Origin of the sequence: Pseudomonas frederiksbergensis, from assembly GCF_001874645.1 — a bacterium.
GTDB classification, from domain to species: Bacteria; Pseudomonadota; Gammaproteobacteria; order Pseudomonadales; family Pseudomonadaceae; genus Aquipseudomonas; species Aquipseudomonas frederiksbergensis_B.
Genome location: NZ_CP017886.1, coordinates 2,897,205 through 2,918,449, shown reverse-complemented (window position 1 = coordinate 2,918,449; position 21,245 = coordinate 2,897,205). Strand labels below are relative to the sequence as shown.

Sequence of the window (21,245 nt, the reverse complement as noted above, 5' to 3'; positions counted from 1 at the left end):
CAACCGGGCCAGCCCTTAAAGTATTCAGTAGGAATCAAACATGGCTAAGAAGCTCGCTGCTATTCTGTTGTCCGCCGTTGTGGGTCTGGTTGCCGCTAATGCAATGGCTGCTGATGGCCAGTGGAAAAAAGATCACCCACGTCGAGCCGAAGTAAATAATCGTCTGGCCAACCAGAACAAGCGAATCCATAACGAAGTCAAAGAAGGCGAAATTTCCAAGCGACAGGCGAGCAACCTGCATAAGGAAGACCACCAGATTCGTCAGGAAGAACGGGACATGGCTAGCCAGAATAAAGGGCACATCACCAAGCAGGAGCAAAAGACCCTTAACCAGCAAGAAAATGCGGTAAGCCACCAGATTGGTGGCTAGGTTCAATTTGCTTCTGTTGATTGGGTGTCTATTTTGAGACCCTGCACCCGGTACAACCTGCAAAAATAAAAAAGGCCAACGCTCAGCGTTGGCCTTTTTTATTGTTCGCGAGAAGACATTTGAAGATCGCAGCCTGCGGCAGCTCCTACGCGCTAACCACGCTTTCCAGTCGATACCCATACCCATAGATCGTCAGCAACTGCCAACCGCGATCCGCCGTCAGCCCAAGCTTGTTGCGCAAGCGGTAGATGTGAGTGTCCAGTGGTCTGGAAGACACCATTTCTTCATGGGTCCAGAAACGCTCGTAGAGATACTCCCGTGACAGCGGCCGGCCCAGGTTAGCAAACAGGCAGCGGGCCAGACGGTATTCACGTTCGGTCAGGCTGATGGGTTTTCCAGCGCGGGTCACTGTCAGTTCGGCGTCGTCGAAGTTCAGATCGTTGAACGTAAGCACTTCGCTGGCCGCACCGTGCGGCAATCCATGTCGGCGCAGTACGGCACTGACGCGGGCCTTGAGTTCGTTGGGGCGAAACGGTTTGCTGACGTAATCATCGGCGCCGGCGTTCAAGGCCTGGACGATGTCACTCTCGGCATCGCGGCTGGTGAGCATGATGGCGGCGGGAGGTGCCTCCATATGTTCGCGGGTCCAGCGTAGTAGCGATAGACCGCTGAGATCGGGCAACTGCCAGTCGAGTATCAACAGATCGAAGGTCTCGCGTCGAAGCTGGCGTAGCAGGTCTTCGCCCCGCTCGAAGCTGTGCAAGGTCCACGCTTGCTCCCCGGTTCCGGGAATCTGTCGCAGTGTCTGTTCCACCCGGCGTAGCTCGGCGGGTTCGTCATCCAGTATTGCGACACGCATGCGGGGCGTTTCCTTCAGCTCGTAGAGTGCGATGGGTAAAAAATCCTATGTGCGGAGTTTAGGCTGATTGTCTGAATCTGAACAATTGTGGTGAATTGCTCTCGATTCCATGCGTCTGGGTAGGCTGATATCAATTGGCCGTCAACCGACGGATATCAGCTCGAAGACTCGAGGACGCAAGGATGAGGAACAGCCTGAATGTTCGTGCACTGATCGTGAAGGTGACCAAGGACAAGGCGCTGGCACGCTGCCTGTCGTTGGCATTTTTGGTCTATGTGGGAGTTGTTTCGCTGACCGTGAATTCAAGCAGCGAAGTACCGGATGAACACATGACACAGCGCTATTTCAGTCCCGCGGTGGTGAATGTGGCGTTCAGTGATTCACGGGGCTTCGCACCGGTGAGCGCTCCCGCAGACGGCGAGCAACCGGCGCCACTTCGGCTTCCTGAAGAGCAGCAGCGCTGGGTGTTCTAACGAGGGCTCGGGCAATTCTGAACAAATATGGAGAATTGCCTCATCGACTGTCGTGGTCGGTAAATTCTCAAGCGTTGAGTGGCACAGGAGCATTCGGAAGTGCTCCGACACAGGGAGTGTCATCGCCAACCTGGCGGGACCGCCGATCGCCGGTTCGCTTGCGGTCGGCAGTTCAGGGGAAAAAAGGGAGTGCCCTCTCACCTTGTAAAACCGGATTGATACTGACCCGGTTCTGACACACGGATGTGTCACCTCCTACCCTCTTTGATTTGTTTGCCTTTATGGATATCCGCGATTGCTTTTGTAATTGATAGGGGCGTTATGCATAGATGTGGGCTATCTGCCGTAGAGCCCTGTCGGGTAAGGTGCGTAAGGCTGATGAATCAGATGAGCGGCCAGATTCTAATAAAAGCGTGAAAAGCGAATCCAATGAGCCAAATGACTTCTTTGCATCGTCACCGCCTGGGCAGCTGCCTGTTGCTGGTCGTTGGCCTGGTGAGTCCATTGACCCAGAGCGCATCTGCAGCGTTCTTCGATTCAAAGCGCTTGCCGTATATCGATGACCATCAGCAATGCCGTGGACAACCCCTGCCCGCCACTGTCGAACACCTGACGGGCGAAGCCTGGAAGCTCGACCGCAAGGGCAATCAGGTGGCGCTCGAAGAAGGGATGACGGTTGACGAGCAGGAAGGCGTGAAGACTTCCCCTTCTGCGTTCGTCAGTCTGTCGCTGGGCGATGGATCTCGCATCGTTCTTCCGTCCAGTTCGCAGGTCACGTTGCGATTGAACGAAGAACTTGTTGTCCCTCAGGTGATTCTTGAGCAAGGTCAGGTCGAGTCGTATGTGATTAAGCGCGCCAGCGACTATGATCGTTTTCAGATCGTGACGCCGGTCGGCGTGCTGGGTGTCCGAGGCACACACTTTCGGGTGCGGAACAACGACAATGGGCAATCGCTGATCGAAGTGCTGAATGGCCAGGTGGCCGTCGATCGTGGTGAAGACGCTGACGCGCCAGCGAAAAAACGCACGGGTAAACCTCTCGCGAAAAAAGCCGAAAAACCGGCAGATGAAGTGCAGGTCATGGCTCGCCAGGGTTTACGCATTCAGAAGGAAGGCAAGCTGACGCCGATTGAGCTGTTGCCCGCGCCTCAGTTATTGGGGCAGACCGGTCAAACTGGCCCCGCTCCGGTCTGGCAATTGATCATGAAACCCTTGCACGGGGCCACGCGCTACCGGGCGCAAGTGGCGACCGACACGGACTTCCTGAACATCAAGCAGGAACAGTTTTCCAGCACACCAGAGATCAACTTCAGTGGGTTGAAGGCGTTTTTCTACCATGTTCGACTCTCTGCGTATGACGAGCAGGGGCTTGAGGGAGAGACCGGGGTATATGACATCTTCTATTACCCCAGGACCACGCGTGTCCAATAACGACTCGGCTATTTGCCGATGAAGCACTGGCCAAGGAAGGAGGGGCGCGAGCCGACCCAGGCCCAGCGGCTGTTTCGTCGGATGGTCCGGGAATGGCTGTGGGTCAGTCTGATCCTGCTGCCGCTGACGGCGCTTCTGTCCTTGAACCATGGGCTGACGCTGAGCAATCTGCTGTACGACAATCTGCGTCGGCTGAGTCCGCTACCGGTCGACCCGCGAATCCTCATCGTCACCATCGACGATTACAGCTTGCAGCAACTCGGTCAGTGGCCCTGGTCACGAACCTTGCACGCCGACCTGCTGGATCGGCTCAGCGATGCAAAGGCCAAGGGCGTGCTGTTCGATGTCATTTTCAGCGAGCCTGACAAACTTCCCGACAACGATCTGCGCCTGGCACACGCTGCATGCCGGGCCGGCAACGTGTTCGTGCCTTTGCTGCGCGAAGGGGTTGCCCGTTATGGGCAGCCGCTGGGTGAAATCGAACCCGTGGCGCCGCTGAGTCGCTGTGCCAAAGGTATCGGGCATATCAACGCTGAGGCGGACGCTGATGGCATCGTGCGCAGCGTGTACCTGCGCGAAGGCCCTGAGCGCAACCCAAGGTCGCAACTGGCCTGGCTGCTCTACGAGACGACCACAGACGGGCTGGCTACCCTGCCCGGCTCGCCGTTGTCATTGACGGTTCAAGGCTGGCAACGAACCAACGGCATTCGAATTCCCTTTATCAGCGCGAATGCGGGTTTCCCCAGCGTTCCTTACGTCAGCGTGTTGCGTGGTGAAGTGCCACCCGAGTTGCTGCGTGATCGCCTGATCCTGATTGGCTCCACGGCGCCAGGGTTGGGTGACCGCTATGTGACACCGCAATCGGCGAGCATCGGCACAACGCCAGGCATCGAGATTCAAGCCAACATCCTCAACGGTCTGCTGCAACAGCGCAGTATTGTGGTACTTGCCGATGGCTGGGCGGTCGGGTTGTCGACGGCCATTGTCGCGTTGCTGCTGGCCTTGTTGTTATTTCGTCCACGGCGCGCCTTGTGGTTGACCCTGGTTTGCATGGTGATGGCGTTGCTCGCCTCGGCGCTGTTGCTCCGAGCCGGTTGGTGGTGGTCGCCCACCGCCAGTTTGCTGGGGATGCTGCTGGGGTATTTGATCTGGAACTGGCGACGCCTGAGCGCGGTGCTCGCCTACTTCGGCTGGGAACTGGCACGGCTTGATAGTGAGCCGAAAGTGTTTCCCGAGCGCCGCCGCACGTCGTCACCGGCCGGCGATGTATTGCAGGGGCAGATCGTCGCGCTGGAACAGGCGATGAGCCGGACCCGCGACACCCGACGGTTCATCGCTGACGGCCTGGAGTACCTGCCGGTGGCGACGTTGATCAGCGATCCCGGCGGGAGAATCCTGCTGGCCAACCGTAATGCGCGGGGGCTGTTTGCCAGCGATCTGGTCGGTGAAGACCTGCTGCAACGGCTCTCGGAGATTGGTTATCCGGGGCTGTTTGAGCAGGGAAGTCCTGCGTTGTCGACGCTTGAGACCAGCGAGTTTCGCGACACCCAAGGGCGGAGTTTGCGTCTGGACCTGGCGCCATTGCTGCCGGCTGAAGGCGGAACGGCAATTGGCTGGCTGCTCAGCCTTACGGATTTGAGCCTTGAGCGCGATGCCGAGGAACAGCGCGCAGTGCTGCTGCGGTTCCTTTCCCATGACCTGCGCGCTCCTCATTCGGCGATTTTGGCCTTGCTCGACGTCCAGCATTACCAAGGCACGGGTGACACGCAGCTGCTCAACCAGATCGAGTTGCAGGTACGCAAAGCCTTGGGCCTGACCGAGGCCTTTGTGCAACTGGCCAAGGCCGAGTCCGAGGCTTACCAGTTCGAGCCGAGCATGTTCGCGATGCTGGTGCTCGATGCGTTCGATCAGGCGATGAGTATCGCGCAACTCAAGCAGATCGAGTTGCTGCATGATCTGGATGAAGAGGCGGAAGGCATGGTCCTTGCCGACCAGTCGTTGCTGACTCGGGCGCTGTTCAACCTGTTGGAAAACGCCATCAAATACAGCCCGGCAGGGTCGCACGTCAGCGTGCGGGTCAGTTGTGCACAGGGCTGGCTGACCTGCGAGATCACCGACCAGGGCAAGGGTATTGCAGCCGAAGAACTCCCCGAACTGTTCAGCCAGTACCGGCGCTTTGCTTCGTCGCAAGGCAGTGAGGGACTGGGTCTGGGATTGTCGATGGTCAAGGCCGTGGTGGATCGCCACGGCGGACGGATTTTCTGTGAAAGCGCGATCGGGCAAGGCACGACGTTCAGCGTTCAACTGCCGTTGCTGGAAGAGTGAAGTACTTCCTGAAATACGGTATGGAGCTGCCCTCCGTAGCAGCTGTCGAGCCTGCGAGGCTGCGTCCGGCTAGGTCCGCGCTCGGGCGAAGCAGTCGTAAAATCAGAAACCGCGGTGATTCAAGTAGCCCCTGCAAGCAGGATTTACGACTGCTGCGCAGCCGGACGCAGGCTGCGCCAGCTGCTACGGATCGCGTGATAACCAGGGATTTAAACAGGCATAAAAATCTATGGTCACCCCCGTTTTTGCAATACTGATTAATGGGTGAAGTGGTTGGCTTGCTTAAATCTATCCGGCGTCTGTTTGGGGCATGCCCCGCGCCACGATGAGAGTCGCGCCTGACGATCCTGAAAAAACCGACGGCTTTCTAAAGCCGATTTTTGTGCCAGGTTGTTCGTCAGGCCGGTGGGCCGTTCACGTCATCCGTTGTTCAGCTATCGCAAAACCTGAAGGGTGGTTCGTGGTACTGCAACAACCGCAGGGTCAGGCGTTCAGCGCGTCTGGCCCTGCTTCATACTGCGTATGGTGGGCCGCTAGCGCCCACGCGATCCGCGCCAGCTTGTTAGCCAAGGCACAGGCCACCACGTTCGAGTGGCGTCGCGTCAGCATTGAGCGTACCCAGTCGGCCAAACGGCCGCGCTGGTAGTCCAGCCTTTGCATGTAGACCCGAGCACACTGCACCAGCAATTGCCGTAGGTGCTTGTCACCGCGCTTGCTGATGCCGAGCAAATTCGCCTTGCCACCGGTGCTGTATTGTCTGGGCACCAGACCCACAGACGCGGCGAAGTCGCGACTGCACTTGTACTGTTGGCCGTCGCCCATTTCGACAGCCAACAGGCTGGCGGTGATCGGGCCGACACACGGCATGCTCAGCAGGCGACTGCCCAGATCATCGGCGGCCAGTTGGCTTGCCAGCTCTTTATCCAGTTCCTTGATCTGCTCATCCAGGCAAACGAAGTGATCGTGCAGTTGTTGCAACAGCCCGGTGAGCCGAACCGGCAACTCATGCTCGGCCAAGATACTCGCCAAACGTTTCATGATCGCCAGACCTTTGGGCAGGCTGATACCAAACTCCAACAGGAAACCGTGCATCTGATTGGCGGCTTTGGTGCGGTCGTGCACCAGCGATTCGCGCAGGCGGTGCAGAACGGAAAGAGTCTGCTGGGCCTCGGTTTTAGGCGAGACGAAGCGCATCGACGGACGTGAAGCGGCTTCGCAAATGGCCTCGGCATCCACGAAGTCGTTTTTGTTGCCCTTGACGAAGGGCCGGACGAACTGCGGAGAAATCAGTTTGGCCTGATGCCCCATGGCGATCAGCTGACGAGCGACAAAATGCGCGCCGGCACACGCCTCCATCACCACGGTACAGGCCGGTAGGTTGCCGAAGAACTGCATCATCTGTGGGCGCGAGAGCTTCTTGCGAAACACCTCTCGCCCGGATTTGTCCTGGCCGTGCAGATGGAAACTGTGTTTACCGAGATCGATTCCGATCAGCGCTGACTCGCTCATGATGATGGCCTCCGAAAACAAAACACCCTGCGAAAGCGTAGCCCTCGCAGGGTGTGGGGGTGACCATCTCATTAAACCGGCGCCAATAGCCGGTTTTTTTTTGCGTCGTGAAAACTTATGCACGTTTTCCTGCGTTTTATGAGCTTAAGAAATATCTATATAAATCATAAATTTAGATAACAAATAAGACGCTTTTCAACAAAACGGTACACAGGTTATCCACAGAAGCTCAGACAGCCTCTTTATCTGCCGCAGCGGGCTGTGGCGGCAGCGAACCCATGTCCCGTTGGGTCTGTTCGTTCCAGGCCGCGGCACGGTCGTTGAGCTCGGCAATCGCCCGTGGGCCGGTGCCTTCTGCATACATCGGCGCACCGATGACCACGGTGATGGTGCCAGGTTTTTTGAACCAACCGGTTTTCGGCCAGAACTTGCCGGCGTTATGGGCGATTGGCAGCACAGGCAACTGCGCATTGACCGCCAACGCCGTGCCACCACGAGAGAACTTGCCGACCGTGCCGAACGGAACGCGGGTACCTTCCGGAAAAATCAGCACCCAGACATTGTCCTTGAGCAGCTCATCGCCCTTCTTCGCCACATGCTTGAGCGCGGCTTTCGGGTTGTCGCGGTCGATGGCGATCGGTCGCAGCATGGCCATCGCCCAACCAAAGAACGGCACATACAGCAATTCGCGCTTGAGCACCTGGCTCAATGGCTCGAAGTAGGCCGACAGGAAGAACGTTTCCCAGGTGCTCTGGTGGTTCGACAGAATCACGCACGGTTGGTCGGGGACGTTCTCGGCGCCTTTGACTTCATAGCGGATGTCCAGGAACACCTTGCTCAGCCACAGTGCGCAGCGGCACCAGTAGACGTTGATGAAACGGTAGCGCGCCTTGAACGGTAAAAAAGGCGCGATAAAAAAGCTCAGGCTGCACCAGAGCAACGAGCTGGTGCCCAGCAGCAGGTAAAAAAGAAAGGTTCTGATTGCCTGCAAGATCGACATGGCCGCATTTACCGTTGCGGGGCTGTGCCCGCCTGTTAAAAGCGCTTCCCGAACAGTCCTTGATCAGGATGTCAGAAGAGCCTAGTTGTAGATAAGTTCTGCGGCAATCGCCGCCAGATCGTCAAAAATCAAGGTGCCAGCCGGAAGGGTCAAGCCCCGCGTCTTTTCGCCTTTTCCGGTTTTTACCAAAACTGGCTGACAGTCGACGGCTTTTGCCGCCTTCAGGTCACCGAGACTGTCGCCGACGAACCATAGGTCAGTCAGCGCCACGTCGTAATGTGCGGCAATGGTTTTAAGCATGCCGGGTTTGGGCTTACGACAGTCGCAGCCTTCGTCCGGCCCGTGAGGGCAATAGACGATGAGGCCGAGTTCGCCGCCCTGCTCCGCCACCAACGCGCGCAAGCGCTCGTGCATGGCGTCGAGGGTAGCGACATCGTAGTAGCCGCGAGCAATGCCTGACTGGTTGGTAGCCACCGCTACCGTCCAGCCGGCCTTGCTCAACTGCGCGATGGCTTCGATCGAGCCGGGGAGCGGAATCCACTCCTCCACCGACTTGATGTAAGCGTCGGAGTCGTAATTGATCACTCCGTCCCGATCGAGAATCAGCAGTTTCAACAGTAGCTCCTCAGCCCAGCAACGAGATGTCGGCAACGCCGAGGAACAGGCCACGCAAACGTGCCAGCAACGCATAACGGTTGGCGCGGACCTTGGCGTCCTCCGCGTTGACCATCACCGCTTCGAAGAACGCATCGACCGGCTCGCGCAACGCGGCCAGACGCGCCAGCGATTCGCGGTACTGACGGGCCGCAGCCATTGGCTGCACCGCTTGATCCGCTTGCTGGATCGCCGAGTACAGGGAGAATTCAGCGGCGTTGTCGAAGTACTTGGCTTCAACGGTGGTCGGCACGCTGCCTTCAAGTTTGCTCAGCAGGTTCGATACGCGCTTGTTTACCGCGGCCAGTGCAGCGGCTTCCGGCAGTTTGCGGAACGCTTCCACCGCTTGTACGCGCTGATCGAAGTCCAGGGCCGAGCCCGGTTTCAGGGCACGAACCGACAGGTAGGTGGCGACATCCACGCCTTCGTCTTCGTAACGGGCACGCAGACGGTCGAAGATGAACTCCAGCACCGAATCAGCCAGGCCGGCAGCCTTGACCTTGGCGCCGAACGCGGCGACGGCGAAGGCCACGGCGTCGGTCAGGTCGAGTTCGAGCTTCTTGTCGATCAGGATCCGCAGCACGCCGAGCGCGGCACGGCGCAGGGCATACGGGTCTTTGCTACCGGTTGGCAGCATGCCGACACCGAAGATCCCGACCAGGGTGTCGAGCTTGTCAGCGATTGCCACGGCCGCACCGGTCAGGGTGGTCGGCAGTTCGGCGCCGGCACCGCGCGGCATGTATTGCTCGTTCAGCGCCAGTGCGACATCTTCCGGCTCGCCATCGTTGAGGGCGTAGTAGTAACCGGCGACGCCTTGCATCTCCGGGAACTCGCCGACCATCTCGGTCGCCAGGTCACACTTCGACAGCAGGCCGGCACGCGCCGCCCACTGGGCGTTGCCGCCAATGTGTGGCGCGATGAACGCGGCCAGTTTGGAAACGCGCTCGGCCTTATCGTAGACGCTGCCGAGTTTTTCCTGGAACACCACGTTCTGCAGGCGCAGGTTGAAGTCTTCGAGTTTCTGCTTCTTGTCTTGCTTGAAGAAGAATTCGGCGTCGGTCAGACGTGGGCGAACCACTTTCTCGTTACCGTCGATGATCTGCTGCGGGTCTTTGCTCTCGATGTTGGCCACGGTAATGAAACGTGGCAGCAACTTGCCGTCGGCATCCAGCAGGCAGAAGTACTTCTGGTTGTCCTGCATGGTGGTGATCAGGGCTTCTTGCGGCACATCGAGGAAACGCTCCTCGAACGAGCACACCAGCGGCACTGGCCATTCCACCAGCGCGGTCACTTCGTCGAGCAGGCTCGGCGGCACGATCGCGGTGCCTTCCTGCATCGTTGCCAGCTCGGCGGTGCGCTTGCTGATCAGCTCGCGGCGCTCATTGGCATCGGCCAACACGTAGGCCGCGCGCAGGTCGTTCAGGTAGTTGGCGGGCGAAGTGATGCGCACGCTTTGCGGGTGATGGAAGCGGTGACCACGGGAATCGCGACCGGCCTTCTGGGCGAGGATAGTGCAGTCGACAACCTGGTCGCCGAGCAGCATCACCAGCCATTGGGTTGGACGAACGAACTCTTCCTTGCGAGCGCCCCAGCGCATGCGCTTGGGAATCGGCAGGTCGTTCAGCGAATCTTCGACGATGGTCGGCAACAGGCTGGCGGTCGGCTTGCCGGCGATGTTTTGGCTGTAACGCAGCTTCGGCCCGCTCTGATCAATTTCGCTCAGCTCGACGCCGCACTTCTTGGCAAAACCCAGGGCAGCCTGGGTCGGGTTGCCTTCGGCATCGAAGGCGGCCTGACGTGGCGGACCGTCGAGGTTGATGCTGCGATCCGGCTGTTGAGTGGCCAGTGCGGTGATCAGCACGGCCAGGCGACGCGGTGCGGCATAGACCTGTTTGGCTTCAAAGCCCAGGCCAGCGGCCAGCAGGCCCTTCTCGATACCGGCGAGGAACGCTTCAGCCAGGGTGTTAAGGGCCTTGGGTGGCAGCTCTTCGGTGCCCAGTTCAACCAGGAAATCTTGAGCACTCATTGTGCAGCCTCCAGCTTAGCCAACACTTCATCACGCAAATCCGGGGTCGCCATCGGGAAGCCCAGCTTGGCCCGAGCCAGCAAATAGGCTTGCGCAACGGAACGCGCCAGGGTGCGGACACGCAGAATGTATTGCTGACGCGCCGTCACCGAGATGGCCCGGCGTGCATCCAGCAGGTTGAAGGTGTGCGAGGCCTTCAGCACCATTTCATAGCTCGGCAGTGGCAGCGGTTGATCGAGTTCGATCAGGCGCTTGGCTTCGCTTTCGTAGAAGTCGAACAGTTCGAACAGTTTCTCGACGTTGGCGTGTTCGAAGTTGTAGGTCGACTGCTCCACTTCGTTCTGGTGGAACACATCGCCGTAGGTCACTTTGCCGAACGGACCGTCAGCCCAGACCAGGTCGTAGACCGAATCCACGCCTTGCAGGTACATGGCCAGGCGCTCGAGACCGTAAGTGATCTCGCCGGTCACCGGGTAGCACTCGATGCCGCCCGCTGCCTGGAAGTAGGTGAACTGGGTCACTTCCATGCCGTTGAGCCAGACTTCCCAGCCCAGACCCCAGGCACCGAGGGTCGGCGACTCCCAGTTGTCTTCGACGAAACGGATGTCGTGCACCAATGGGTCCAGGCCCACGTGCTTGAGGGAGCCCAGGTACAGTTCCTGGAAGTTGTCCGGGTTCGGCTTCAGAACTACCTGGAACTGGTAGTAGTGCTGCAGACGGTTCGGGTTTTCGCCGTAGCGGCCGTCAGTCGGGCGACGACTGGGCTGCACATAAGCGGCGTTCCAGGTTTCCGGGCCGATGGCGCGCAGGAACGTGGCAGTATGGAAAGTGCCGGCGCCTACTTCCATATCGTAGGGCTGAAGTACCACACAACCTTGCTCGGCCCAGTATTGCTGGAGGGCGAGGATCAAGTCTTGGAAGGTACGCACGGCTGGCGTAGGCTGGCTCACGAAATTCACCTGTTTCTTGGGCTGCGATTTAAAGAGCGGGAGTATACCCGATTCGTTCGTCCGCACGCCCCCTGGAGCCTTATGCCACGCTGCTTTTGGTGTTCCGAAGATCCGTTGTACATGGCTTATCACGATCAAGAGTGGGGCGTACCGCTACGCGATGCGCAGCGCTTGTTCGAGTTGCTTTTGCTCGAAGGGTTCCAGGCCGGTCTGTCATGGATCACCGTGCTGAAGAAACGCGAGCGCTACCGTGAGGTGTTGTTTGGCTTCGATGTACAGCGGGTGGCTCAGATGAGTGACGCTGAGATCGACGATTTGATGCTCGATCCGGGGATCATCCGCAACCGTCTCAAGCTTAACGCCGCCCGGCGCAATGCCCAGGCCTGGATGGCGCTGGAGGACCCGGTGGAGCTGCTCTGGTCGTTTGTCGGCGGCGTCCCGAAGATCAATCATTTCAAGGATCGCAGCGAAGTGCCGGCCGTGACGCCGGTCGCCGTGGAGATGAGCAAAGGTCTGAAAAAAGCCGGCTTCACCTTTGTCGGCCCGACCATCTGCTACGCGTTGATGCAGGCCTCGGGCATGGTCATGGATCACACCACCGATTGTGATCGTTACGCCATCTTGCGCAATGGGCGGTTAGAATAGCCGGCTCGTGATACGGATCATGACGTCGGATTAGAAGATCAGGAGTGACCTGTGGATAAGTTTAAAGGCGCCTTGCTGGTAGGCGCTCTGCGTTTGTTTGCCCTGCTCCCGTGGCGGGCGGTGCAAGCGGTCGGCGCGGCGATTGGCTGGGTCATGTGGAAAACCCCCAACCGTTCCCGCGACGTGGTGCGCATCAACCTTGCCAAGTGTTTCCCGGACATGGACGCCGCCGAGCGCGAGCGTTTAGTGGGACAGAGCCTGATGGACATCGGCAAATCATTGACCGAAAGTGCCTGCGCCTGGATCTGGCCGGCCCAGCGCTCCATCGATCTGGTGCGTGAAGTCGAAGGCCTCGATGTGCTCAAGGACGCGCTGGCTTCCGGCAAAGGCGTGGTCGGCATTACCAGTCACTTGGGCAACTGGGAAGTGTTGAACCACTTCTATTGCAGCCAGTGCAAACCGATTATTTTTTACCGTCCACCCAAGCTCAAGGCCGTGGACGAATTGCTGCGCAAACAACGGGTGCAACTGGGCAACCGCGTGGCGGCCTCCACCAAGGAAGGCATCCTCAGCGTCATCAAGGAAGTGCGCAAAGGGGGGGCGGTAGGGATTCCGGCTGACCCGGAACCGGCCGAATCCGCCGGGATCTTCGTACCCTTCTTCGCCACCAAGGCCTTGACCAGCAAGTTTGTGCCGAACATGCTCGCGGGCGGGAAAGCGGTCGGAGTCTTCCTGCACGCCCTGCGCCTGCCGGACGGTTCAGGCTACAAAGTGATCCTGGAAGCCGCGCCCGAGGCGATGTACAGCACCGATACCGAGACGTCCTGCGCAGCCATGAGCCAGATTGTCGAGAAGTACGTGCGGGCTTACCCGAGCCAGTACATGTGGAGCATGAAGCGCTTCAAGAAACGTCCGCCAGGCGAAGAGCGCTGGTATTGATCCCATTGGCATGATCTGTGGATAACGTGTAGGAGCTGCCGCAGGTTCGGGCCGCGTTCGGACGGTCTTTTGATCTTGCTCTTCGGATTATCCACAACCGTTCAATCAAGGGCGCAGAAGATGTCCGAACACCGTAAGTCATTTCGAATCAAGATCCAGCACGAGAGCTTCGGCGAGTGCCTGGGCCAAACCCGCAACCTATCCGCCAGCGGCGTCTACGTGAAGCATCCGACGCTCGCGGCGTTGGCCAAGGGCGCAGTGGTCTATGGCCAGGTGCAGGATTTGCCGTGCGGTGCGCCGCGCGTGCGCATGGAAGTGGTGCAGGTCGACGCTGAAGGCATCGGCCTGCGATACCTTTGACCTGAGCGTTTTTCGATCAGTTGCCCAGCCGGTCAAGCTTCTTCAGAAACACCGTCATTTCCTTTTCCGCCTGCTTGTCACCGTGCGCGCGGGCGGCTTCCAGACCCTGCTCCCAGGCCTGGCGGGCGGCGGCATGGTCAGCCAGCGCCAAGTGAGCCTTGCCCAACAACTTCCAGGCCGCCGAGTACTTCGGATCGAACGCCACGCACCGGCTGAAATGCTCGGCCGCCTTGGCATTTTCGCCCAGATCCAGATAACCCTTGCCCAGGCCGAAGCGCAGCAGCGAGTTATCCACACCCTTGGCGAGCATTTTTTCCAGTGATTCGATCATCGGTAGCCTCTTCGTAAGCTTGGAGAATCAAAAGATCGCAGCCTTCGGCAGCTCCTACGGGATAAATCCGTTCGGCGTAGGAGCTGCCGCAGGCTGCGATCTTGGCAATGTCGGATCAGAAAAAGCTCAACCCCACGTGGAACAACTTCTCCACATCGCGAATATGCTTTTTATCCACAAGGAACAGAATCACATGGTCGCCAGCTTCGATCACGGTGTCGTCGTGGGCGATCAACACTTCTTCGTCGCGAATGATCGCACCAATAGTCGTACCCGGCGGCAGGACGATGTTTTCGATGGCCTTGCCGATCACCTTGCTCGACTTCGCATCACCGTGGGCAATCGCCTCGATGGCTTCTGCCGCACCGCGGCGCAGCGAGTGCACGCTGACGATATCGCCACGGCGCACGTGGGCCAGCAAGGTGCCGATGGTCGCCAGCTGCGGGCTGATGGCGATATCGATATCACCGCCCTGGATCAGGTCGACGTAGGCCGGGTTGTTGATGATGGTCATCACCTTTTTGGCGCCCAGGCGTTTGGCCAACAGTGATGACATGATGTTGGCTTCGTCGTCGTTGGTCAGCGCCAGGAAGAGATCGGCGTCGGCGATGTTCTCTTCCAGCAGCAAGTCGCGGTCCGAGGCGCTGCCCTGCAACACCACAGTGCTGTCGAGGGTGTCCGAGAGGTAGCGGCAGCGCGCCGGATTCATCTCGATGATCTTCACCTGATAGCGGCTTTCGATGGCCTCGGCCAGCCGTTCGCCGATCTGCCCGCCGCCGGCGATGACGATACGTTTGTAGCTCTCATCGAGCCGGCGCATTTCGCTCATGACTGCGCGAATGTTCGCTTTGGCGGCGATGAAAAACACTTCGTCGTCGGCTTCGATCACCGTATCGCCTTGCGGCAGGATCGGTCGGTCACGACGGAAAATCGCCGCCACGCGGGTGTCGACGTTCGGCATATGTTCGCGCAACTGGCGCAGTTGCTGACCCACCAGCGGCCCACCGTAGTAAGCCTTGACCGCCACCAGCTGGGCCTTGCCCTCGGCGAAGTCGATCACCTGCAAGGCACCGGGGTGCTCGATCAGGCGCTTGATGTAGTGGGTAACCACTTGTTCCGGGCTGATCAACACGTCGACCGGAATCGCGTCATTGTCGAACAGGCCGGCGCGGGTCAGGTACGCGGCTTCGCGCACCCGGGCGATTTTGGTCGGGGTGTGGAACAGGGTGTGCGCGACCTGGCAGGCGACCATGTTGGTTTCATCGCTGTTGGTTACCGCCACCAGCATGTCGGCGTCGTCGGCACCGGCCTGGCGCAGTACTGTCGGGAGCGAGCCGCGACCGTGCACGGTGCGGATATCGAGGCGATCACCGAGGTCACGCAGGCGTTCGCCGTCGGTGTCGACCACGGTGATGTCGTTCGCTTCGCTGGCCAAGTGTTCCGCCAATGTGCCGCCCACCTGCCCGGCGCCGAGGATGATGATCTTCATCCAGTCACTCCCTCCCTTGAGGTCCGCTTAACCGCGCGCAGCGGCAATCTTGATCAGCTTGGCGTAGTAGAACCCGTCGTGACCGCCCTCTTGCGCCAGCAACTGGCGGCCATGCGGTTGCTTGATGCCGGCCTGGCTGGCGATATCCAACTCGCGAGCACCCGGCGTGCGGGCGAGGAACGCTTCGATGACTTCGGTATTTTCGGTCGGCAAGGTCGAGCAGGTGGCGTACAGCAGGATGCCGCCGACGTCGAGGGTCGGCCACATCGCGTCGAGCAGTTCGCCCTGAAGCACCGCCAGCGCGCCGATATCATCCGGCTGGCGGGTCAGCTTGATGTCCGGGTGCCGGCGAATCACGCCGGTCGCCGAGCAGGGCGCGTCGAGCAGGATGCGCTGAAACGGCTTGCCGTCCCACCACGTCTGAGTGTCGCGGCCGTCGGCGGCGATCAATTCGGCGCTGAGGCCCAGCCGCTCAAGGTTTTCCCGTACGCGAACCAGACGCTTGGCCTCCAGGTCCACCGCCACTACCCCGGCCAGTTTTGGCTCGACTTCGAGGATGTGGCAGGTCTTTCCGCCCGGTGCGCAGCAGGCGTCGAGCACCCGTTGGCCCGGTGCCAGGTCCAGCAGATCCGCCGCCAGTTGTGCGGCTTCGTCCTGCACGCTGATCCAGCCTTCGGCGAAACCCGGCAGCTGGCGCACATCGCCCGGTGTGTCGAGCACGATGCCGTCCTGGCTATACACGCACGGTTTGGCCGCGACGCTGGCATCGCTCAGCAAGGCGAGGTAGGCATCGCGAGTGTGATGACGACGGTTGACCCGCAAAATCATTGGCGGGTGCGCGTTGTTCGCGGTGCAAATGGCTTCCCACTGCTCAGGCCAGAAGGCCTTGAGGGATTTTTGCAGCCAGCGCGGGTGAGCGGTGCGCACCACCGGATCGTGCTCAAGCTCGGCCAGCAGTGCTTCGCTTTCCCGTTGGGCGCGGCGCAGCACGGCGTTGAGCAAGGCTTTGGCCCACGGCTTTTTCAGCTTGTCGGCGCAGCCCACGGTTTCACCGATGGCGGCGTGGGCCGGGACGCGGGTGTACAGCAACTGGTAGAGGCCGACCAGTAACAGCGCTTCGACGTCAGCATCGGCGGCTTTGAAAGGTTTTTGCAGCAGCTTGGCCGCCAGCGCCGATAAGCGTGGCTGCCAGCGTGCGGTGCCGAAGGCCAGGTCCTGGGTGAAGCCGCGATCGCGGTCTTCGACCTTGTCCAGTTGTGTCGGCAACGAACTGTTCAGCGAAGCCTTGCCGTTAAGGACGGCGGCCAGGGCTTTGGCGGCGGCCAGACGCGGGTTCATTGGACGTCCACCGCTTGGCCCAAGACAGTGCCAACGGCAAATTTCTCACGACGGCTGTTGAACACGTCGCTGAAGTTCAGCGCTTTGCCACCGGGTAATTGCAGACGTGTCAGGCACAGCGCTTGTTCACCGCAGGCGACGATCAAGCCGTCCTTGCTGGCGCTGAGGATTTCACCCGGTGTGCCCTTGCCTTCGGCGAGGCTGGCCGCGAGCACTTTCAGCGCTTCGCCATTGAGCGTGCTGTGGCAGATCGGCCACGGATTGAATGCGCGAACCAGACGTTCCAACTCGACCGCAGGGCGGTTCCAGTCGATGCGCGCTTCGTCTTTGTTCAATTTGTGCGCATAAGTAGCGAGGCTGTCGTCCTGCACTTCGCCTTCCAGCGTGCCGGCGGCCAGACCGGCAATTGCCTGAACCACTGCTGGCGGACCCATCTCGGCGAGACGGTCATGCAGGCTGCCGCCGGTGTCATCGCCACTGATCGGCGTGGTGACCTTGAGCAGCATCGGCCCGGTGTCGAGGCCGGCTTCCATGCGCATCACGGTCACGCCGCTTTCAGCGTCGCCTGCTTCGACGGCGCGCTGGATCGGCGCCGCACCGCGCCAGCGTGGCAGCAACGAGGCGTGGCTGTTGATGCAGCCCAGGCGCGGAATATCCAGCACCACTTGCGGCAGGATCAGACCGTAGGCCACGACGACCATCAGGTCCGGCTTGAGTGCGGCCAGTTCAGCCTGGGCCTCGGCATTGCGCAGGGTCGGCGGCTGCAGCACGGCAATGCCGTTTTCCAGCGCGAGTTGCTTGACCGGGCTCGGCATCAGCTTTTGCCCTCGACCCGCCGGGCGATCCGGTTGGGTGTAGACCGCAACGATCTCATAAGGGCTGTCGAGCAGGGCCTTGAGGTGTTCGGCGGCAAATTCGGGGGTGCCGGCAAAGACGATGCGCAGTGGCTCAGTCATGGGAATTCTCGGTTGAAAACACGCGGAAAAGAAAAAGGCTTGCCGCAGCAAGCCTTTGGAAGGGCATCAAGCGTTCTGGCGATGGAGCTTTTCCAGCTTCTTCTTGATCCGGTCGCGTTTGAGCGTGGACAGGTAATCGACGAACAATTTGCCGTTGAGGTGGTCGCATTCGTGCTGAATGCACACCGCCAGCAGCTCTTCGGCGATCAGTTCAAATGGCTGGCCGTCACGGTCCAGGGCCTTGATCTTGACCTTCTGCGGACGGTCGACGTTTTCGTAGAAGCCCGGTACCGAAAGGCAGCCTTCCTGGTACTGACCCATCTCGTCGGTCAGGGTTTCGAACTCGGGGTTGATGAACACCCGCGGTTCGCTACGGTCTTCGGAAAGGTCCATGACCACGATGCGTTTGTGCACGTTGACCTGGGTCGCCGCGAGGCCGATGCCGGGTGCTTCATACATTGTTTCAAACATATCATCGACCAACTGCCGCACTTCGTCGTCCACTACGGCCACCGGTTTGGCGATAGTACGCAGGCGCGGGTCGGGAAATTCGAGGATGTTCAAAATAGCCATAAGCGTAATTGCTGCACGTGTGAAGTAAAGTCTGGGCCGATTGCCTGGCGGGTCCGAAGATGCAGGCTACCGTTGTAAAACGTAGCTCCCTTCTTTTTGAGAAGAGCCAGGAGCGAGCCACGGGGGCTCTGGCGTTCTACGCGAATGCACATAATAAAGGGATTCACTGCATGAGGAAATCACTACTCGCCTTGCTGCTTCTGGTCTCGGCCGGTTTCGCACACGGACAAGTGCAACTCAAGGAAGGTTTTCCACAGCATTACACGGTGGTGGCGGGAGACACACTTTGGGACATCTCCGGGAAATTCCTCCGCGAACCCTGGAAATGGCCCGAACTCTGGCAGGCCAACCCGCACATCGAAAACCCCAACCTGATCTATCCCGGTGACTCGCTGTCACTGGTCTATATCAACGGGCAGCCGCGCCTGACCCTCAATCGCGGGGCTTCGCGGGGCACCCTCAAGCTCTCGCCGCAAGTGCGTAGCACGCCGATGGCCGACGCTATTCCTAGTATTCCGCTGCGATCCATCAATAGCTTCCTGCTGAGCAACCGCATCATCGACAACGTCGAAGACTTCAACAAGGCGCCGTACATCGTTGCCGGCGACGCCGAACGGGTGCTCAGCGGCATGGGCGATCGCATCTATGCACGCGGCACGCTGGACCCGGCGCAGTCGGTGTACGGCATCTTCCGTCAGGGCAAGGTCTACAGCGATCCGCAAAGCAAAGAGTTTCTGGGGATCAACGCCGACGACATCGGTGGCGGCGAGATTATTGCCACTGAAGGCGATGTAGCGACCCTTGCCTTGCAACGCACTACCCAAGAGGTTCGTCTCGGCGACCGTTTGTTCAGCGGCGAAGAACGGGCGATCAATTCGACCTTCATGCCCAGCGCACCCACAACCGATATTCACGGCTTGATCATTGACGTGCCACGCGGTGTTACGCAGATCGGCGTGCTTGACGTGGTGACCCTGAACAAGGGCCGGCGCGACGGCTTGGCCGAAGGCAACGTGCTGGTGGTGATGAAAACCGGTGAAACCGTGCGTGACCGGGTCACGGGCGAGCAGGTGAAAATCCCGGATGAGCGTGCCGGTTTGCTGATGATTTTCCGTACTTACGAAAAACTCAGCTATGGCTTGGTACTCAACGCCTCGCGCTCTCTGGCGGTGATGGACAAGGTGCGTAATCCGTAAAAGACTCAACAAGTTACCAACAGACTTATCCACAGCTTGTTCCTGATTCAACAGGACCAATAACGATCAAGGATGATCTTATGCCGCTGTTTGCATCGACGCAGGTTTCACTGACGGAACTGGAAGCGCGTTTGCGTTTGCACCGTCTACCGGAGCTCGGTCCACGACGTTTTCAAAAACTGCTCGAAGCCTTTGGCTCGGCCTCAAAAGCCATCAGCGCACCGGCCAGTGCCTGGCGCGCCCTAGGGTTGCCGACTGCGTGTGCGGACGCTCGACGCAGTCTGGACATTCGTGACGGCGCCTACCACGCATTGGCCTGGTTAGAGCGTGAGGGCCAGCATTTACTGATGGTTGACCAACCGGGCTACCCGGCACTGCTGGCAGAAATCAGTGATCCGCCACCGCTGCTGTTTGTCGCGGGTGATCCGGGCATTCTGGAAAAACCGCAGCTGGCGATGGTCGGCAGCCGGCGCGCATCGAGGCCGGGGATGGACACCGCCGCGGCATTTTCCCGCAGCCTCGCGGGTGCCGGTTTTGTCATCACCAGCGGCTTGGCACTGGGCATCGATGCGGCCGCGCATCAGGCCGCGCTGGATGTGGGTGGGCAGACCGTCGGGGTGCTCGGCACCGGTCTTGAAAATTTTTATCCACAGCGCAATCGGCGCATTGCCGACGCGATGATTGCGCAAGGCAGCGCGGTGATTTCCGAGTTCCCGCTGGACGCCGGACCGCAGGCCAGCAACTTCCCGCGCCGCAATCGGATCATCAGCGGTTTATCCCTCGGGGTGCTGGTGGTCGAGGCCAGTGTCGCCAGCGGTTCGCTGATCACTGCACGGCTGGCGGCGGAACAGGGCCGTGAGGTGTATGCCATTCCAGGATCGATCCATCATCCCGGCGCCCGTGGCTGCCACCAGTTGATCCGCGACGGTGCGGTGTTGGTGGAAACCATCGAGCATATTCTGGAAGGCCTGCGCGGCTGGCAGCATCTGCCGTTATCCACAGAAACCCCGGCGCCTATCGAGCACCCGTTGCTCTGCCTGTTGTTTGCCGCGCCGCATACCAGCGAGGCCTTGGCCGACGCGGCGGGATGGGCGTTGCCGAAGGTATTGGCCGCGCTGACAGAGCTGGAAATGGATGGGCGGGCGGTGAGTGAAGGCGGACGCTGGTTTGCGCGCCTAAGCTAGGTTCATGAGCTGGGTTTTATAAGGAAGATCGGTAAACTGCGCACAGCCTTATTTTGGAGAGTCGGTAATGGTCAACAGTTGGCGTGTGCAACAAGCCGCACGAGAAATTCGCGCAGGGGCGGTGATTGCCTATCCAACCGAAGCTGTCTGGGGCCTGGGTTGCGACCCGTGGGACGAAGAGGCGGTGTATCGCTTGCTGGCGATCAAGGGCCGCTCGGTGGAAAAGGGACTGATCCTGATTGCTGACAACATTCGCCAGTTCGACTTCCTGTTCGAAGACTTCCCGGAACTGTGGATGGATCGTATGGCCAGCACCTGGCCAGGGCCGAACACCTGGCTGGTGCCCCATCAAAACATGCTGCCGCAATGGATCACCGGGGTCCACGAGACCGTGGCGCTGCGGGTTAGCGATCACCCGCAAGTGCGGGATTTGTGTGCGTTGGTCGGGCCGCTGGTGTCGACTTCAGCCAACCCGCAAGGCCGCCCGGCGGCGCGCACGCGAATTCGCGTCGAGCAGTATTTCCGTGGGCAAATCGACCTGGTGCTGGGCGGCAACCTGGGTGGGCGGAAAAACCCGAGCCTGATTCGCGATCTGGCGACCGGCAAGGTGGTGCGCCCGGCCTAGTCAATGATCGTT

General features: G+C 59.8%; 21 protein-coding genes. 10 read left to right on the top strand and 11 right to left on the bottom strand.

All coding sequences use genetic code 11. The features are described 5' to 3' along the window. Positions 1-40: 40 nt before the first annotated feature. The gene (locus tag BLL42_RS14065) at positions 41-370 is read left to right on the top strand and encodes a hypothetical protein (protein WP_071552644.1); all 330 of its coding nucleotides are present in this window, start codon (positions 41-43) and stop codon (positions 368-370) included. A 145-nt stretch (positions 371-515) separates the two neighbouring features. On the opposite strand, the gene BLL42_RS14060 is transcribed toward BLL42_RS14065, so the two are convergent. Then, positions 516-1,229, bottom strand: coding sequence for a response regulator transcription factor (locus BLL42_RS14060; protein ID WP_071552643.1), 714 nt, complete (start codon positions 1,227-1,229; stop codon positions 516-518). Positions 1,230-1,411: 182 nt separating this feature from the next. Here BLL42_RS14060 and BLL42_RS14055 point away from each other — a divergent pair, with 182 nt between their 5' ends. The 3 genes from BLL42_RS14055 to BLL42_RS14045 all read left to right on the top strand — a co-directional run bounded on the left by BLL42_RS14055 (position 1,412) and on the right by BLL42_RS14045 (position 5,458). Continuing rightward, entirely contained in the window at positions 1,412-1,702 is a 291-nt protein-coding gene (locus BLL42_RS14055) for a hypothetical protein (RefSeq protein WP_071552642.1), read from the top strand. Between the two features lie 429 nt (positions 1,703-2,131). Next, positions 2,132-3,133 (top strand): FecR family protein, encoded by a 1,002-nt coding sequence (locus tag BLL42_RS14050; protein ID WP_408003998.1) that lies wholly within the window; start codon positions 2,132-2,134, stop codon positions 3,131-3,133. Positions 3,134-3,151: 18 nt separating this feature from the next. Further along, positions 3,152-5,458 (top strand): CHASE2 domain-containing protein, encoded by a 2,307-nt coding sequence (locus BLL42_RS14045; protein ID WP_071552640.1) that lies wholly within the window; start codon positions 3,152-3,154, stop codon positions 5,456-5,458. A gap of 483 nt (positions 5,459-5,941) precedes the next feature. Here the strand turns inward: BLL42_RS14045 and BLL42_RS14040 are convergent, their stop codons facing one another. The 5 genes from BLL42_RS14040 to glyQ all read right to left on the bottom strand — a co-directional run bounded on the left by BLL42_RS14040 (position 5,942) and on the right by glyQ (position 11,597). Further along, positions 5,942-6,967: an IS110 family RNA-guided transposase gene (locus tag BLL42_RS14040; RefSeq protein WP_071550690.1), complete on the bottom strand. Its 1,026-nt coding sequence runs from the start codon at positions 6,965-6,967 to the stop codon at positions 5,942-5,944. A gap of 229 nt (positions 6,968-7,196) precedes the next feature. Continuing rightward, positions 7,197-7,967, bottom strand: coding sequence for a lysophospholipid acyltransferase family protein (locus BLL42_RS14035; RefSeq protein ID WP_071552639.1), 771 nt, complete (start codon positions 7,965-7,967; stop codon positions 7,197-7,199). Positions 7,968-8,048: 81 nt separating this feature from the next. Beyond that, on the bottom strand, positions 8,049-8,582 hold the full coding sequence (gene gmhB / locus BLL42_RS14030) for a D-glycero-beta-D-manno-heptose 1,7-bisphosphate 7-phosphatase (RefSeq protein WP_071552638.1): 534 nt from the start codon (positions 8,580-8,582) through the stop codon (positions 8,049-8,051). Positions 8,583-8,592: 10 nt separating this feature from the next. Continuing rightward, the gene (gene glyS, locus BLL42_RS14025; protein ID WP_071552637.1) at positions 8,593-10,647 is read right to left on the bottom strand and encodes a glycine--tRNA ligase subunit beta; all 2,055 of its coding nucleotides are present in this window, start codon (positions 10,645-10,647) and stop codon (positions 8,593-8,595) included. Continuing rightward, the gene (gene glyQ / locus BLL42_RS14020) at positions 10,644-11,597 is read right to left on the bottom strand and encodes a glycine--tRNA ligase subunit alpha (RefSeq protein ID WP_031319418.1); all 954 of its coding nucleotides are present in this window, start codon (positions 11,595-11,597) and stop codon (positions 10,644-10,646) included. Before glyQ ends, glyS begins: the two co-directional genes overlap by 4 nt. Positions 11,598-11,678: 81 nt before the next feature. Between glyQ and tag the strand changes: the two genes are divergently transcribed. The 3 genes from tag to BLL42_RS14005 all read left to right on the top strand — a co-directional run bounded on the left by tag (position 11,679) and on the right by BLL42_RS14005 (position 13,541). Then, a complete protein-coding gene (gene tag, locus BLL42_RS14015) occupies positions 11,679-12,242 on the top strand; it encodes a DNA-3-methyladenine glycosylase I (protein WP_071552636.1) in 564 nt (187 codons plus the stop codon). Between the two features lie 51 nt (positions 12,243-12,293). Next, positions 12,294-13,181, top strand: a complete 888-nt coding sequence (locus BLL42_RS14010) for a lysophospholipid acyltransferase (RefSeq protein WP_071552635.1) — start codon at positions 12,294-12,296, stop codon at positions 13,179-13,181. A gap of 120 nt (positions 13,182-13,301) precedes the next feature. After that, positions 13,302-13,541 (top strand): PilZ domain-containing protein, encoded by a 240-nt coding sequence (locus BLL42_RS14005; RefSeq protein WP_071552634.1) that lies wholly within the window; start codon positions 13,302-13,304, stop codon positions 13,539-13,541. A gap of 16 nt (positions 13,542-13,557) precedes the next feature. On the opposite strand, the gene BLL42_RS14000 is transcribed toward BLL42_RS14005, so the two are convergent. From BLL42_RS14000 to def, 5 genes are all read right to left on the bottom strand, one after another. Next, positions 13,558-13,872 (bottom strand): tetratricopeptide repeat protein, encoded by a 315-nt coding sequence (locus tag BLL42_RS14000; protein WP_071552633.1) that lies wholly within the window; start codon positions 13,870-13,872, stop codon positions 13,558-13,560. 115 nt (positions 13,873-13,987) lie between these two features. Further along, on the bottom strand, positions 13,988-15,361 hold the full coding sequence (gene trkA, locus BLL42_RS13995) for a Trk system potassium transporter TrkA (RefSeq protein WP_071552632.1): 1,374 nt from the start codon (positions 15,359-15,361) through the stop codon (positions 13,988-13,990). Positions 15,362-15,388: 27 nt separating this feature from the next. Continuing rightward, positions 15,389-16,699: a 16S rRNA (cytosine(967)-C(5))-methyltransferase RsmB gene (rsmB, locus tag BLL42_RS13990; protein WP_071552631.1), complete on the bottom strand. Its 1,311-nt coding sequence runs from the start codon at positions 16,697-16,699 to the stop codon at positions 15,389-15,391. Next, a complete protein-coding gene (gene fmt, locus BLL42_RS13985; protein ID WP_071552630.1) occupies positions 16,696-17,655 on the bottom strand; it encodes a methionyl-tRNA formyltransferase in 960 nt (319 codons plus the stop codon). Before fmt ends, rsmB begins: the two co-directional genes overlap by 4 nt. Positions 17,656-17,721: 66 nt before the next feature. After that, positions 17,722-18,228, bottom strand: coding sequence for a peptide deformylase (def, locus tag BLL42_RS13980; protein ID WP_071552629.1), 507 nt, complete (start codon positions 18,226-18,228; stop codon positions 17,722-17,724). 170 nt (positions 18,229-18,398) lie between these two features. Here def and BLL42_RS13975 point away from each other — a divergent pair, with 170 nt between their 5' ends. The 3 genes from BLL42_RS13975 (at position 18,399) to tsaC (ending at position 21,233) form a co-directional block, all read left to right on the top strand. Beyond that, positions 18,399-19,424: a LysM peptidoglycan-binding domain-containing protein gene (locus BLL42_RS13975; RefSeq protein WP_071552628.1), complete on the top strand. Its 1,026-nt coding sequence runs from the start codon at positions 18,399-18,401 to the stop codon at positions 19,422-19,424. A gap of 80 nt (positions 19,425-19,504) precedes the next feature. Continuing rightward, entirely contained in the window at positions 19,505-20,608 is a 1,104-nt protein-coding gene (gene dprA, locus BLL42_RS13970; RefSeq protein WP_071552627.1) for a DNA-processing protein DprA, read from the top strand. Positions 20,609-20,675: 67 nt separating this feature from the next. Then, positions 20,676-21,233, top strand: a complete 558-nt coding sequence (gene tsaC, locus BLL42_RS13965; protein ID WP_071552626.1) for an L-threonylcarbamoyladenylate synthase type 1 TsaC — start codon at positions 20,676-20,678, stop codon at positions 21,231-21,233. Positions 21,234-21,245: the final 12 nt, after the last annotated feature.